The organism is Gilliamella sp. Choc6-1, assembly GCF_001690385.1.
Classification (GTDB): Bacteria; Pseudomonadota; Gammaproteobacteria; order Enterobacterales; family Orbaceae; genus Gilliamella; species Gilliamella apicola_A.
The window spans coordinates 33,262-47,953 of the sequence record NZ_LZHI01000035.1 but is presented as its reverse complement, the minus strand read 5'-3'; the positions used below and the strand labels follow the sequence as shown (position 1 = coordinate 47,953).

The window sequence follows — 14,692 nt, the reverse complement described above, 5'->3', positions numbered from 1 at the left end:
CAACTAAAATATAATCTCTGTCTTGATGAATAGTATGGTAGATAAACCGATTAAGGCATTTTGGGGTAGCTACATATTAAAAATTATCTTTAATTTACGTAATAAAAACCCAGACATTATGTCTGGGTTTTTATTTTTTGTTAAATTGATAGTTAGAAATCTAAATTAGCAGCTTTAAGCGCATTTTCTTCAATGAATAATCGTCGAGGTTCAACTTCATCCCCCATTAGTGTTGTAAATAGCTGATCTGCTTCTATAGCATCTTTGATAGTCACCTGTAACATACGTCTGCTGGTTGGATCCATGGTAGTTTCCCACAATTGTTCAGGGTTCATTTCGCCTAGACCTTTATAACGTTGAATAGTCAATCCTCGACGTGATTCCTTAATTAACCAATCTACTGCTTCTTCAAAAGATTGAACTAATTGTTTACGTTCGCCACGCTGGATAAATGCACTTTCTTCTAGTAAGTCTTTGAGCTGTGCACCAAGGTGGCATATTTTGCGGTATTCATTGCTGTGAATAAATGCTTGATCCAATGTATAATTATTGTCAACACCATGCGTTTTGATTTTTATTACAGGTTGGTGCAACTGGGTATGTTCGTTGTAGCTAGTTGCATAGTTGTAACTGCTGCCATGTTGTTCTTTGTTTGTCAGCTTTTCGATAAGTGTTTTTGCCCAATTTTCGGCTAGTTGTTGATTTTGTAAAATACTTTCGTTTAATACATCATGATAAACCAATTCACAAAGCAATGCTTTAGGGTAGCGACGCTCCATTTTGGTGATAAGCTTTTCAACTTTTTGATATTCTGCAATCAATTGTTCTAATGCTTTACCAGCAAGTGCAGGGGCATGGTCGTTAACATGTAACGAGGCATCTTCAAGCGCTAAGGCAATTTGGAATTGCGTCATTGCATCATCATCTTTAATATATTGTTCCTGTTTGCCTTTTTTAACTTTATATAAAGGCGGTTGTGCAATATAAACATAGCCACGTTCGATGATTTCAGGCATTTGGCGATAAAAAAATGTTAATAATAAGGTGCGAATGTGCGAACCATCGACATCGGCATCGGTCATGATGATGATGCTGTGGTAACGCATTTTGTCTGGATTGTATTCATCACGACCAATTCCACAGCCAAGAGCGGTAATTAATGTTCCGACTTCTTGCGATGAGAGCATTTTGTCAAAACGAGCTTTTTCGACATTTAAAATTTTACCTTTAAGCGGTAAGATTGCTTGATTTTTGCGGTTGCGCCCTTGTTTTGCTGAGCCCCCTGCTGAGTCCCCTTCCACTAAGTACAGTTCAGAAAGCGCTGGATCTTTTTCTTGGCAATCAGCAAGTTTACCCGGCAAGCCACCTAAGTCTAATGCACCTTTGCGTCGTGTCATTTCACGTGCTTTGCGCGCAGCTTCACGCGCTCTTGCTGCGTCGATAATTTTGCCGACCACAATTTTTGCATCGGATGGATTCTCAAGCAGGTATTCGGCTAATTTTTCGCCCATAACCGATTCAACAGCTGATTTGACTTCTGATGAGACTAATTTGTCTTTGGTTTGTGACGAGAATTTAGGATCAGGCACTTTGACTGATACAACTGCAATTAAACCTTCTCGGGCATCGTCGCCAGTGGCGCTAATTTTAGCCTTTTTGCTGTATCCTTCCGCTTCCATGTAATTGTTTAATGTACGAGTCATGGCTCCACGAAAACCAGCTAGATGTGTTCCACCATCACGCTGAGGAATGTTATTAGTAAAGCAGTAGATATTTTCTTGATAACCATCATTCCACTGTAATGCTACTTCGACACCAATATCGTCTTTTTCGGTGCTAAAGTAAAAAACTTTAGGATGAATCGGGTTTTTATTTTTATTAAGATATTCAACAAAAGCCTGAATTCCACCTTCGTAATGATAATGCTCGCTTTTTCCTGTGCGTTCGTCAAGTAATTTTATTGATACCCCTGAGTTTAGGAAAGAGAGTTCACGAAGTCGTTTAGCAAGTATTTCGTAAGTAAATTCAATATTAGTAAATGTTTCAGGACTTGGCCAGAAGCGAACGTATGTACCTGATTCTGTGGTTTCACCAATGATGTTAAGAGGTGCTTGTGGTACACCTAAGTTATAAACTTGTTGATGAATTTTACCATCGCGATAAATAATAAGTTCTAATTTATCGGATAAGGCATTAACAACTGAAACCCCAACGCCATGCAATCCTCCAGAAACTTTATATGAGTTGTCATCGAATTTACCCCCTGCATGTAATACGGTCATGATAACTTCAGCCGCTGAAATACCTTCTTCTTCATGAATACCGGTTGGAATTCCGCGACCATCGTCACGTACAGAAACGGAGTTATCAGGGTGAATGGTTACTTCAATATGCTGGCAATAACCCGCTAATGCTTCATCAATGGCATTATCGACCACTTCGAAAACCATATGATGAAGTCCTGTTCCATCATCAGTATCACCAATATACATACCTGGACGTTTACGGACAGCATCAAGCCCTTTGAGTACTTTTATGCTAGAAGAATCATAAGAATTAGACATGGATTTCTCGACTTAATTGATTGTTTATATCATTCTGTATATTTGCGAAATTATACCAGATTTTATGTGAAAAATCTTATCATTTTCATCGATCATATGGGTAATTTGATCTTGGCTAACTGCGGTAATAAACACTTGTGAATTTGCTAATTTTAATCGCTTTGCTAGCAAATCACGTTTATTGTGGTCTAGCTCTGAAGCAAAATCATCAATCAAGTAAATACAAGATTGTGAATTTTGTTTTGAATAATATTCACCTTGAGACAAACGTAAAGCACACATCATTAGCTTTAGTTGCCCCCTGGATAAGAGATCTTCAACAGGTATATTATCAATACGTAATTTTATATCTGCTTTATGTGGTCCTAGGGTGGTGTAATTAAGGAGCTTATCGCGATCGTATTGTTTTTGTAGTTGTTCGGAGTAATTAATTCCACGCTCCCAACCTTGATAATATTGGCAATTAAGTTGATATTCGGGCAAAAAATCACGGCAAGTTTGAATAATTTCAGGAAAAATATGTTGTAAATAATCGGCTCGAATTTGGCTGATTTTTTCGGCAAGTGGGACAATTTCTTTGTCCCAATGTAATAATTGTTTATAATTATGAGATTGTTTTAAAAGTGCATTACGTTGTTTAAATAGGCGTTTTAAATTGTTCCATAAATGAACAAACTCAGGATAATGATGAAAACATCCCCAATCGATAAATGTACGGCGATATTTGGGGCCACCACTCAATAAATCAAATCCCTCAGGTGTCACTAATTGTATTGGTAATAATTTGGCTAAATCGGCTAATCGAAAGCCTTCGTCTCCATCTATTTTTATTTTATTTTCATTATTTCGTGATTTTGAAAGGCCTATTGAATGGGCTTGCTGATTAGTATTTTTGATCTCACTAAATAATACAAGCTCAGGTTGTTCATGCTGAATAATTCGATTTGATTGGGTGTGCCTAAATGCTCGTCCATGACCAAGCATATAGATGGCTTCAAGTAGGCTGGTTTTGCCACTGCCATTATCACCAACAATGAAGTTGAAATGCGGCGATAAAACAAGTTGCGCATAATCAATATTGCGAAAGTTGTGAACGTTGATGGTTGATAGAGTCATATACTGTCAATTATTCCGGCCGAAGCCGGAAAAGTTGAGTTAAATTTGATTATAAGCGCATAGGCATAACAACATAAGTTGCAGATTGGTCATTGATATCTTCAATTTGGACACTGGATGTTGCATCAGTTAATAATAGTTGTACGATATCGCATTTTAATGTATTTAATATGTCTAGTAGATAGGTCACATTAAAGCCAATTTCAAGTTCTGCAGATTCATATTTTACATCAATAACTTCTTCTGCCTCTTCTTGTTCTGGGTTATTGGCAGTAATTTTTATTTGGTTGTTATGTAGATGAAGTCTGATGCCACGAAATTTCTCATTGGATAAAATAGCCACGCGTAATAGCGCATTACGTAGCTCATCACAGGATACTTCAAGCGGCTTATCAGGATTGCGTGGTAATACTCTTTTGTAATCTGGAAATCTTCCGTCAATCAGTTTGGATGTAAAGGTAAAATCACCAAGGTTAACTCTAAAATTATTATTTCCAATTTGAATATTAACTGGATTCTCATTATCACCAACTAGTTTTGCAAGCTCAATTACTCCTTTTCTAGGTAAAATAACAGCACAAGAAGCAGTGATATTTTGACCAATTGGTTGAGCACAAACAGCCAATCGATGTCCATCTGTTGCCACAGATTTCAATAAACCATCCTCAATCTCAAATAACATACCATTTAAGTAATATCTAACATCTTGGTTAGCCATAGAAAATTGGACTGCATCGATAAGACGTTTGATCGTTTTTTGTGGAACAGAAAGATCGATGTCACTTTGCCAGTTTTCTAAGTTGGGGAAATCATTTGCGGGCAGTGTTGATAAAGAGAATTTGCTGCGCCCTGATTGAATCATTAATCGATTATCATCAAAAGTTATTGATATTTGGGCATTATTTGGAAGGTTTCGACAAATATCGAGAAACTTTCGTGCGGGCACTGTAGTTGCACCTGGTTCATTGGCCTCGGTTAAAGGCAAATGGGAAATCATTTCTATTTCGAGGTCAGTTCCTGTCATCGATAACGTGTTATCACTCACTTGTAGTAATAAATTTCCTAAAATAGGTAATGTTGGGCGGCTACTTAAAGGTGCACTAACAAGTTGCAGTGGTTTGATAAGTTTTTCGCGATCAATAATAAATTTCATAATGTTGATTCTTATTCAGGTTGATAATGTTCGAATTAAATTGGAATAATCCTCTTTAATATCATTGCTTTCTTCTTTCAATTCTGCGATCTTTCTACATGCATGTAATACAGTAGTATGATCTCTTCCACCAAAGCCATCACCTATTTCGGGAAGACTTTTATTGGTTAATTCTTTAGCTAATGCCATTGCGACTTGTCGTGGTCTTGCCACAGAACGGGAACGCCGTTTAGATAGCAAATCAGATATTTTGATTTTATAATACTCGGCAACAGTTTTTTGAATATTTTCAATCGTAATTAATTTTTCTTGTAAGGCAAGCAAATCTTTTAAAGCATCTTTAACAAAATCAATAGTAATTGATTTACCTGTAAAATTGGCATTAGCAATAACCCGATTAAGTGCACCTTCTAGTTCACGAACGTTGGAACGTAGACGTTTAGCAATAAAAAAAGCAACTTCTTCAGGTAATCTAATATTATTTTCTTCTGCTTTTTTCATTAAAATTGCGACCCGTGTTTCAAGTTCTGGTGGCTCAATAGCAATAGTTAGTCCCCAGCCGAAACGAGATTTTAGGCGATCTTCAACACCATCGATTTCTTTAGGGTAGCGATCGGATGTTAAAATGATTTGTTGGTTTCCTTCTAATAATGAATTAAAGGTGTGAAAAAATTCTTCTTGAGATCGTTCTTTATTTGCAAAGAATTGAATATCATCAATAAGTAATGCATCTACAGAGCGGTAGTAAATTTTGAATTCTTCGATAGCATTATTCTGTAAAGCTTTTACCATGTCCTGAACAAAACGTTCTGAATGCATGTAAACAACTTTGGCATTAGTTTTTATTTCCATTATTTGATTGCCGACTGCATGTAATAGATGTGTTTTACCTAAGCCAGTGGAGCCATATAAAAATAATGGGTTATAAGCTTTACCAGGATTTTCTGCTACTTGTTTGGCCGCAGCAACAGCTAGTTGGTTAGATTTACCTTCAACAAAACTATTAAAAGTATGTTTATTATTAATACCAGAATGATAGGTGTGATTATTATTACTTTCTTTAGTTATTTTCCATGCAGGCATAATGTCTGCTTTAGCGTGATTATGTTTTGCCTTTTTGTTAGTAGACAAAGTTGATCCAACTTCAAGATATAATTTAAGTGAATCATCATTAAAAAGTTTATTTAATAATTGAGATATAGTAGTTAAATATTTATTTTTAACCCAATCTAAAACAAACCTGTTGGGAGCATAAATATAGAGTTTATTATCAACCAGTTCCGCTTGTAAAGGGCGAATCCACAAGTTAAATTCCGTTGTAGGAAGTTCTTCTTGTAATTGGGAAATACATTCTTGCCATATAGCGGTAGGCACAAGCAACTCCTTTAGTTTTTATTATTAACAGCGAGCTAGTTATTATATCCCTTTTTGTGGGTAATTTATAGAACCATAATATATAATTTATTTTCTAACAGATTTAGCCAATAAAAAACCCGGATTACCCGGGTTTTTATGTTTACAAGTAAACAAAATTAGTGAGTTGTTTCTCTAATTTCTTGAACTTGTTGAAGATTACGTGCTTTAACTTCAATTTGTACACGACGATCTGGTGCTAAACATGCTTTTAAGTCAGCACCACGAAGGGTATTACATTTTTCACCAGTAACAGATTGAGATTTACCAACGCCACGAGCACTGATAATATCAGATGGAACACCCTTAGATACTAAGTAACTCATTACAGAATGAGCTCGTTTTTCTGACAGTTTTTGGTTATAGTTGTCTGAACCGATACGGTCAGTATGACCAATTACAACGATAGCCGTTTGAGTAGGATTTAGTTTAACAAGATCTGATAATAATTCATCTAATGCTTGACGACCTTTTTCTTTTAGATCAGCTTTTGCATAAGCAAATAAAACGTCAGCATTTAAATCATACACTCTCTCTTGAGTTTGAATTACAACTGGTGCAGGAGCAGCAACTGGTGAACCTAAGCGGTAAGTAATACCTAAGCTTAAAACACCTGCGTCAGGGGAGGCATCAGTTTTAGTATGAATATGATTAACATATTGATATTCTAAACGAGTAGATAAATCATCATTTAAGCGGTAATCCATACCTAAAGCAAATACTGGTGAAACATCAGTTTTTGTGCCACCACGACCAAAGTCTTCTTTAACATATCCGCCATTTTTCCATTTAGCAATAGTTACCATAGCACCTAATCGGCCATAAACATCTAAATCATCATTAATAAATGATAATGGGTAACTTAATTTACCAGTTAAAGACACGCCTTGAGCTGAAACTTTGCTATTACCCATGTCATGGTCTCTAGTATAACCAAAGCCATAATGATGAGCACTTCTTTTATATTTAGCTGAACCTAACCAGTCATAGCCTAATTCAAATGCTAAGTAAGGGTTAGCTTGGAAACCGATGAAACCACCACCAGCGATATTGCTATGATCAGATGTTTTTATAGAAGCAGATTCGTAAGCACGAACTTTATTTGCATCTAAATTATAAAAATCTGACCAACCTAATTTACCACCGACGTAAAAAGTATTTTCTTCATACGCTGCATTTGCTGCATTTGCCGTTAAGCTTGCAACTGCTACAGCTAGAGCTAATGTTGTTTTTTTCATTTTATTGCCTCAACTTAAATGTTGTTATAGACGTTGTTTATTTTCCTTTTTTTAAATTTCACTTTAAATTAAAGGAATGATTACTTATTGTTTTTGATTATGATACACATAATTTAGTGTGGATTATAGCATATATAATACGCAAATCTAGAACTAATGGCATTTAATGTAAAAAAAATTTACATAATATTTCCAATGATTTTATTAATAGCGATGTGAAAATCATTGATTGTATTAGATAAAGTGCTTGCCATAATAAAGAAATCGGCCTCAAGTCGCTTATCTGACTCATCCGTACTGATGTCTTCATTTTCATCTAAAATAATAGAATCAAATTTGATTCTTTTAAATGTTAGATCTGTATTGACGATAAAGCTAATACCTCTTTCATCAATAATTTTAATTTTAGTTATCCATTTCCCTGAATTAAAATGAACTAATATTTCATCGCTTGTAATTTCTTGATTTTTACAACTGATAATACCGTTCCCTTCAAGAGGATCTTTTAGCTCTGCCTGATCGCCTAAAATAAATGGAGGAAAACTTAATTTTTCTTTAACCCATGAGGTCATGACTTGTTCAAGTGGTTTGTCGATTGATAAGGGCGTTAATGCTAGCGAACCTAGTTCTTTACGTAAAATTGCTAGAATATCTTCAGATTGTTTAAAGCTACTGCAATCAATAATAATGCGTTTATTGTGCGTATCAATCCATAACCAATAATAATTATATTTACTAAATGCTCTAGGCATTAAATCTATCATTACTTCATCTTTTAGTATCGTTTTTTCATTCTTTGATAATTTTCTATTTAACAACTGCTCTTGTTTTTCAATTTTTTCTAATAATGCCTGTTTGATTACTGGTGACGGTAATATTTTTGTCTCTTTTTTGATGCGTAATAATAGATGCCCTTGCATATCGATAATAAAATCATCGTAATTTTTATCATGATAAGGTGATACCCAACCTATTTTTGTTGTATCTAAATTACCGCATGGAGTAAATAGATGTGATTTTAGTGCTTTTTCAATTGAATCTTTATCCAGTAGTGTATCGTTATTAAGTTGGTAAATAATGGCGTTTCTAAACCAAAGCATACTATTTTTCCTAAAGTTTTAATCTATGAAGTCGTTTTTAATTATTAGTAATATTACACATAATAAGTTATGTTGTTTTATCTCAATTTTATTTATCTCACTCAAAATTTATAAGAAATCCCCATATAAATTGATGTAACAGTACTATTATCAACCATGGGGCTTTTTGAGACATCACCAGTTAATTTATCGACATGGATTCCACCAAAAGTAGCAAAATGATTGTTTAACATATATTGCACTGCTATTTCGACATAAGGAGTAAATGTATTATCTGGATTAAAGTACTTTAATCCTGAACTATAAGATTCTTTATGCGATATGCCATAGTAATAATTATTATGTTTTTTATTTGCCCAATTTATGCCAATAGTTGGAACAATAATTAAACTCTCTTGTATAATTGGTAAACTGTAATCAGCATTGATTAAAATACTATTGCTTTCACCTAACATATCTTTGCCAACATTGCTAGAAAAACTTCCCCATTTTGTGTCAATTGAATATTCGATTTGAGCTAATAAGGTTGTATGACGTGACTTTAACTGTTTCAGTTGGTGGTTATTTGATTCATGGGGGGTAAATTCGTTAGATAGATAGCGAGTACCAATAGAAAAACTTTGATTGCCTTGTTTATAAGCATAGACGCCAGCAGACAGGTCATCGATAAAAAATAGACCATTATCATAATCAATATGAGGGATGGGGTAATAATTTGTACTGTAGCTTTTGTAGGGTGAATTCGATCTGCCGACACCAAAACCAATGGATGTGGGATTAGCTATTGCAATTTGGATAGATCCTAAAGCTAGGATTGATAAAATAAAAAGTTTATAAGCTGTTTTTTTCATTTTTTATGCCTATTTTATAAAAAGTGCTCTCCCGTTGCTAGTTATACAAATTTATTAGTGTGTATTTAACTGTTTTTATTGCCGTCACACAATTTATACATTAACTGTACATTGTAACAAACCAATTTCTTGAATAATAATGCCACATTTTATCATGTTTGAATATGGATTAGTGAGATAAATTATGAGTAAACCAACTTTAGAAATGATTAATAGTCGCCCTGATGATGCTACGCTATTGGCCGATGAAGCTAAATATTGTTCTTTTGGTGATACTGTGCATTATGTTGAGCCACCAAAAATCTTTGACGGTTGTGAAGGTAGCTATATGTATGACAAAGAAGGCAAAGCTTTCCTTGATTTACAAATGTGGTATTCCGCATGTAACTTTGGTTACGCTAATGAACGTTTAAACAATGTTCTCAAAAAGCAAATCGACACGTTACCACAATGTGCTAGCCAATATTTACATCCTACAAAAATTGAATTAGCCAAAACCATTGCTCAAGGTATGGAAAAGCGATTTGGTTACGAAGGTCGTGTACATTTCAATGTTGGTGGTTCTCAATGTATTGAAGACTCATTAAAATTAGTTCGTAATGCATCAGGTGGTAAATCATTAATGTTTGCTTTTCAAGGTGGATATCATGGACGAACTTTAGGGGCTTCATCAATCACATCAAGTTACCGTTATCGCCGTCGCTATGGTCATTTTGGTGATCGTGCGATGTTTGTTCCATTTCCATACCCATTCCGTCGTCCAAAAGGAATGACAGCAGAAGAGTATGGTGAGCATTTGGTTGCAGAATTTGCGCGCTTATTTGAAACCGAATATCATGGCGTTTGGGATCCAAAAGTTGGGCAAGCAGAATACGCTGCATTTTATGCTGAACCTTTACAAGCAACAGGTGGTTATATTGTTCCTCCTCGTAATTACTTTAAAGGTCTTAAGAAGGTTTTGGATCAGTATGGTATTTTATTAGTCGTCGACGAAATCCAAATGGGCTTTTATCGTACTGGTAAACTTTGGTCAATTGAACATTTTGATGTTAAGCCAGATGTTGTGGTTTTTGCTAAAGCATTAACTAATGGTCTTAACCCACTTGGTGGTTTATGGGCGCGTGAAGAATTAATTAACCCTGAAGTGTTCCCAGTTGGTTCAACACATTCAACATTTGCATCAAACCCATTAGGTACGGCAGTTGGTCTTGAAGTGTTGAAAATGACTTCTGAAACCGATTATGAAAAAATGGTTATGGATAGTGGTGCTTACTTCCTTGAAGGTTTAAAAACACTTGAGAAGAAACATAAAGAAATTGGTGAAGTTGATGGTTTAGGTTTGGCACTTCGTGCGGAAATTTGTACAGAAGATGGTTTTACAGCTAATAAAGCCTTAGTTGATAAAATGGTTGATATTGGCATGTCAGGTGATCTTGATTGGAAAGGCACCAAAATGGGCTTAGTACTTGACATCGGTGGTTACTATAAAAATGTGATTACTTTTGCACCATCATTACATATTTCTCGTCAAGAAATTGATCAGGGCATTGAACTTTTAGATCAATTAATTACGCGAGCGAAAAGAGAGCTTTAATTGCTTAATTCTCATCTTCCCGTCAATGTTTATTGGCGGGACTGCGTGTTACAGCCAATCATAGATTTAACGTTATGAAATACATCAACCAGTTAGAACCAAATGAATTAATAGAAAATTTTTTAAATCATCCTCCACAAGATTTTTCTGTATGGCTTAGTGAAGATGGTGTACCTATTTTTTCTGCTAAGTTTAATCTACTTACTACTGCGGATGATGATTTCAGTTATAAAGTTCAGAAACTTCCGTTTTATCATAAATGGCGGTGTTATTTACAGCCCAATACTTGTTTCGTCGGTGCTACTGTTTCGGAATATGCGTTATTAAATGATAATGTTGAAGCAAATCAATTAGCTGAAAATCTAAAAACGGCTTATGCTAAACGATATCCTTTTTTAATTGTTAAAGATATACCTATTGCATCACCTTTACTGTGTGAAAAAGATAATGACTATTCATTACGCCTTATTTCATCATTAAAAGCACAAGGCTTTATTGAAGTTGAAGGGCAAGCATTGGCTTGGGTACCGATTGATTTTAGTGATATAAGTGAAGTCTTTTCTCGTTTTTCTTATAGCCGGCGTAAAAATTTTAGACGAAAACTAAAATCACGTGAAAAATTAAATATTAATGTTTTGCATAGTGGTGATGATTGTTTTTTTAATGATACTGTTATAGATGAGTATTATCAATTGTACCTTAATGTTTATCAGCAAAGTGAAATACATTTTGACTTATTGACCAAACCGTTTTTCACCCAACTATTACAATGTAAAACCCAAAATGCGCATATAGTGACTTATTATCATGATGATAAATTGGTTGGGTATAATATTTGTTTTGTAGTTAATAATATGTTAGTTGATAAATATATTGGCATGGTTTATCCACAGGCAAGAGAACTTAATCTCTATTTTGTAAGTTGGTTTGTTAATCTTGAATATGCTTTGCAGCAAGGCTTTAGTCACTATATTGCAGGTTGGACTGATCCCGAAGTAAAAGCTTCGTTAGGTGCAAAATTTACCTTTACTAAACATCTTGTCTATATTCGCAATCCATTATTAAGGGGTGTATTGCGTAGATTCATTGGTTATTTTGAAAATGATAAGGAGAAAGTAGCATGACATGCCCTATTATTCTCGATTTTGATAGAAGTGTTGGTCAGATTTGTCATGCTAAAACGATTGATTTTACCCAGTGGCAAGACGCAATACGCTTTGGTTGTACTAAAAAGACGTTTAACCGATTTAACCATGTGTTACAGCAATTTTTACCAGAAAGCCATGGTACGGTACTCATGGGTAGTGGTGATTTTCATCATATTTCATTATTGCTTATTGAACGTTTAGCACAGCAATATTCTGCCGATAACCCGATTCAAGTCGTGATTTTTGATAATCACCCTGACAATATGCGCTATTTGTTCGGTATCCATTGTGGATCATGGGTAAGTTACGTGGCAAGTTTGCCTTTTGTGAGCCATGTACATGTACTTGGTATTACTTCTCATGATATTGGGATTACACATTGTTGGGAGAATCGATGGGCACCACTGCTTCATAAAAAGCTGACCTATTGGAGTTTAGATGTTAATGTTGCATGGGCTAAAAAAATGGGCTTAGGGCATGCTTTTAGGCATTTTATTACACCAGATGATCTTATTGCTAACTTCCTATCAGAACAATATCATAGCGCACAGCCTGTTTATATGTCGATTGATAAAGATGTATTGAGTGAAGAGGTAATTCACACCAACTGGGATCAAGGTAAATTACAAACTTATCATCTACTGGATACTATTTCTTCAATTAAATCTAGAATTATTGGCAGTGATATTACAGGTGAACTATCAATATGGCAGCCATCAAATTGGTTTAAGCGTTTTCTTAGCTCGCTTGATAAACAACCTACCATATCACCAAATGACCTTCACAATTGGCAGCAAGAGCAATATCAGCTTAATTTGACATTATTAAAGGCATTATCTGTATGAATTTTTGTAAAAAAGCTTCAGGAAAGTACGTGGTTAAGTATAAAAATCACCTACTTTCCTTGCTATATTGGAACTTAACGTTGAAGATCGTTTGGCTTTTGTTTAGATAATTTACTTTCTGCTAACGCTAAAAAGAAAATACCTGAAACAATTAATATTGCACCAATTAACTTGAATAATGTAATCGGTTCGTGAAATAGCCAGATTGAAACCACCATAACAGTTACAACTTCAAAGTGAGATGCCGCAAAAGCAGGGCCTACAGGAGCTTTTTTTAGTAAAGTCATCCAAGTAAAAAAAGTTAAAATATACCCCGCTATTGAGATATAAATCCATGGATTAGTAAATACACGAACTAGCCAATCAACGTTCATAGCCAATGGTGCTGCATGTATTGCAGTTAATTTAAAACTACACTGAGCAATGGTGTCAAAAAGCAGCAATACGGTAAATCCAATTATATAAAATCTGGCCATATTAAGATATCCCTACAAAAATAACGCCTGCGGTGATTAATAACATACCAATTAAGCGATAAATAGTGAGCAATTCTTTAAAAATCACTCGACCTACTAGCATGATAGTAATGATATTAAATGAAGCAAGTAATACGCCCTGCGAAAGGGGTACTAACGTTAAAAAGGCTAACCATAATAAAAATTCAGCTACATAAGCGATAATACCAACCCAAATCCACTTATTCTTAGCTAAATCCAACCAATAGTACCAACCATCGCGGTTATTGGGAGCAATGGCGGCAAATTTAAAAGCGACTTGCCCTAGTGTATCAAAACAGATATTACTAATCCAAAGTATAATAACTAATGGTGACATTATGCTTTTATTCCTTCTGCGATATTATCAAAGAATGATGCACACTCTTTGATTACTTCACGTCGTTGACTATCAATCGTAATTAAATGATAACTATCATTTAATACCACTAATTTTGTTGATCCTGATACCGATTTTTCAACTAATTTGGCATTGGTTTCTATATTTGCGATATCATCGTTGCCTGAATGCATAATTAAACAAGGTGAAGTAACTTTAGGTAATTGCTTACGCATGGCTTTTGCCAGTAACTGCATTTCGGCAAGTGCAGGAAATGGATTGCCTGCAAGCCCAGCTGAGGCTGCATCACCACTTAACATGCTTTCAGAAACGACAGCTCGAATACGTTCGTCTTTAAGTCCATAAGGTGGTTGTTCGATAAAAACTTTTTTTTGAAAAATACCTAATTTTTTAAAGTAAACGAGTAAGAAAAAAAGTTTTTTTGCCCAAAAAGGCATACTCCAACCATCGTAACAAAATGTGGGAGCTAAAACGCCAACACCTTTAATTTGTTCAGGTCTATCGGCAGCAAGTTTTAATGCAAGTAGTGCCCCCATTGATAATCCGGCAACAAAAATATTATCTACATGTTGTGCTAAATAATTTGCACCATCTTGTACGCTTTTATACCAATCTTGCCATGTTGTTTTGCACAGATCTTCTTCAGTACCACAATGCCCAGCTAATTGGATTGCATAAACAGTAAATCCAACTTTATTTAAACCATTAGCTAAAATCCGCATTTCATTAGGTGTACCAGTTAAACCATGAATCAATAGCACGCCGTTTTTATTACCTGGAAGAAAGTAAGATAAATCTTCAATTTTACTCATTAA

Annotated in this window: 13 protein-coding genes; 3 read left to right on the top strand and 10 right to left on the bottom strand. The window is 34.9% G+C overall.

The window, feature by feature from the left end; genetic code table 11:
- Positions 1-152: 152 nt before the first annotated feature.
- The 7 genes from gyrB to A9G36_RS04910 form a co-directional block, all read right to left on the bottom strand.
- Positions 153-2,564, bottom strand: a complete 2,412-nt coding sequence (gyrB, locus tag A9G36_RS04940) for a DNA topoisomerase (ATP-hydrolyzing) subunit B (protein WP_065585465.1) — start codon at positions 2,562-2,564, stop codon at positions 153-155.
- A 24-nt stretch (positions 2,565-2,588) separates the two neighbouring features.
- Positions 2,589-3,680 (bottom strand): DNA replication/repair protein RecF, encoded by a 1,092-nt coding sequence (recF, locus tag A9G36_RS04935; RefSeq protein WP_065585464.1) that lies wholly within the window; start codon positions 3,678-3,680, stop codon positions 2,589-2,591.
- Between the two features lie 49 nt (positions 3,681-3,729).
- Positions 3,730-4,833: a DNA polymerase III subunit beta gene (dnaN, locus tag A9G36_RS04930; protein ID WP_034948526.1), complete on the bottom strand. Its 1,104-nt coding sequence runs from the start codon at positions 4,831-4,833 to the stop codon at positions 3,730-3,732.
- Positions 4,834-4,848: 15 nt separating this feature from the next.
- Entirely contained in the window at positions 4,849-6,207 is a 1,359-nt protein-coding gene (gene dnaA, locus A9G36_RS04925; RefSeq protein ID WP_034948523.1) for a chromosomal replication initiator protein DnaA, read from the bottom strand.
- Between the two features lie 158 nt (positions 6,208-6,365).
- Positions 6,366-7,484 carry a porin OmpA gene (gene ompA / locus A9G36_RS04920; protein ID WP_065569513.1) on the bottom strand — a complete coding sequence of 373 codons (1,119 nt, stop codon included), beginning with the start codon at positions 7,482-7,484 and terminating at the stop codon, positions 6,366-6,368.
- Positions 7,485-7,663: 179 nt separating this feature from the next.
- Positions 7,664-8,584, bottom strand: a complete 921-nt coding sequence (locus A9G36_RS04915) for a recombination-associated protein RdgC (RefSeq protein WP_034948520.1) — start codon at positions 8,582-8,584, stop codon at positions 7,664-7,666.
- Between the two features lie 101 nt (positions 8,585-8,685).
- Positions 8,686-9,435 (bottom strand): MipA/OmpV family protein, encoded by a 750-nt coding sequence (locus A9G36_RS04910; RefSeq protein ID WP_034948517.1) that lies wholly within the window; start codon positions 9,433-9,435, stop codon positions 8,686-8,688.
- A 184-nt stretch (positions 9,436-9,619) separates the two neighbouring features.
- On the opposite strand from A9G36_RS04910, the gene A9G36_RS04905 reads away from it, so the two are divergent.
- The 3 genes from A9G36_RS04905 (at position 9,620) to A9G36_RS04895 (ending at position 13,022) form a co-directional block, all read left to right on the top strand.
- Positions 9,620-11,029, top strand: a complete 1,410-nt coding sequence (locus tag A9G36_RS04905) for an aspartate aminotransferase family protein (RefSeq protein WP_141670393.1) — start codon at positions 9,620-9,622, stop codon at positions 11,027-11,029.
- A 74-nt stretch (positions 11,030-11,103) separates the two neighbouring features.
- Complete coding sequence (locus A9G36_RS04900; protein ID WP_065569512.1) at positions 11,104-12,153, top strand: GNAT family N-acetyltransferase; 1,050 nt, start codon at positions 11,104-11,106, stop codon at positions 12,151-12,153.
- Positions 12,150-13,022 (top strand): arginase family protein, encoded by an 873-nt coding sequence (locus A9G36_RS04895; protein WP_034948511.1) that lies wholly within the window; start codon positions 12,150-12,152, stop codon positions 13,020-13,022. The genes A9G36_RS04900 and A9G36_RS04895 overlap by 4 nt, the downstream gene beginning before the upstream one ends.
- Before the next feature lie 74 nt (positions 13,023-13,096).
- On the opposite strand, the gene A9G36_RS04890 is transcribed toward A9G36_RS04895, so the two are convergent.
- The 3 genes from A9G36_RS04890 to A9G36_RS04880 are packed head-to-tail and all read right to left on the bottom strand — an operon-like array spanning position 13,097 to position 14,689.
- Positions 13,097-13,498: a DMT family transporter gene (locus tag A9G36_RS04890; RefSeq protein WP_034948508.1), complete on the bottom strand. Its 402-nt coding sequence runs from the start codon at positions 13,496-13,498 to the stop codon at positions 13,097-13,099.
- Position 13,499: 1 nt separating this feature from the next.
- Positions 13,500-13,856: an EamA family transporter gene (locus tag A9G36_RS04885; RefSeq protein WP_065569511.1), complete on the bottom strand. Its 357-nt coding sequence runs from the start codon at positions 13,854-13,856 to the stop codon at positions 13,500-13,502.
- Positions 13,856-14,689, bottom strand: coding sequence for an alpha/beta hydrolase (locus A9G36_RS04880; protein WP_034948502.1), 834 nt, complete (start codon positions 14,687-14,689; stop codon positions 13,856-13,858). Before A9G36_RS04880 ends, A9G36_RS04885 begins: the two co-directional genes overlap by 1 nt.
- Positions 14,690-14,692: the final 3 nt, after the last annotated feature.

Excerpts from the sequence above, each read along its gene's own strand:
- gyrB (WP_065585465.1), bottom strand. The coding sequence starts at position 2,564 with ATGTCTAATTCTTATGATTCTTCTAGCATAAAAGTACTCAAAGGGCTT.
- recF (WP_065585464.1), bottom strand. The coding sequence starts at position 3,680 with ATGACTCTATCAACCATCAACGTTCACAACTTTCGCAATATTGATTAT.
- dnaN (WP_034948526.1), bottom strand. The coding sequence starts at position 4,833 with ATGAAATTTATTATTGATCGCGAAAAACTTATCAAACCACTGCAACTT.
- ompA (WP_065569513.1), bottom strand. The coding sequence starts at position 7,484 with ATGAAAAAAACAACATTAGCTCTAGCTGTAGCAGTTGCAAGCTTAACG.
- A9G36_RS04915 (WP_034948520.1), bottom strand. The coding sequence starts at position 8,584 with ATGCTTTGGTTTAGAAACGCCATTATTTACCAACTTAATAACGATACA.
- A9G36_RS04910 (WP_034948517.1), bottom strand. The coding sequence starts at position 9,435 with ATGAAAAAAACAGCTTATAAACTTTTTATTTTATCAATCCTAGCTTTA.
- A9G36_RS04905 (WP_141670393.1), top strand. The coding sequence starts at position 9,620 with ATGAGTAAACCAACTTTAGAAATGATTAATAGTCGCCCTGATGATGCT.
- A9G36_RS04900 (WP_065569512.1), top strand. The coding sequence starts at position 11,104 with ATGAAATACATCAACCAGTTAGAACCAAATGAATTAATAGAAAATTTT.
- A9G36_RS04895 (WP_034948511.1), top strand. The coding sequence starts at position 12,150 with ATGACATGCCCTATTATTCTCGATTTTGATAGAAGTGTTGGTCAGATT.
- A9G36_RS04890 (WP_034948508.1), bottom strand. The coding sequence starts at position 13,498 with ATGGCCAGATTTTATATAATTGGATTTACCGTATTGCTGCTTTTTGAC.
- A9G36_RS04885 (WP_065569511.1), bottom strand. The coding sequence starts at position 13,856 with ATGTCACCATTAGTTATTATACTTTGGATTAGTAATATCTGTTTTGAT.
- A9G36_RS04880 (WP_034948502.1), bottom strand. The coding sequence starts at position 14,689 with ATGAGTAAAATTGAAGATTTATCTTACTTTCTTCCAGGTAATAAAAAC.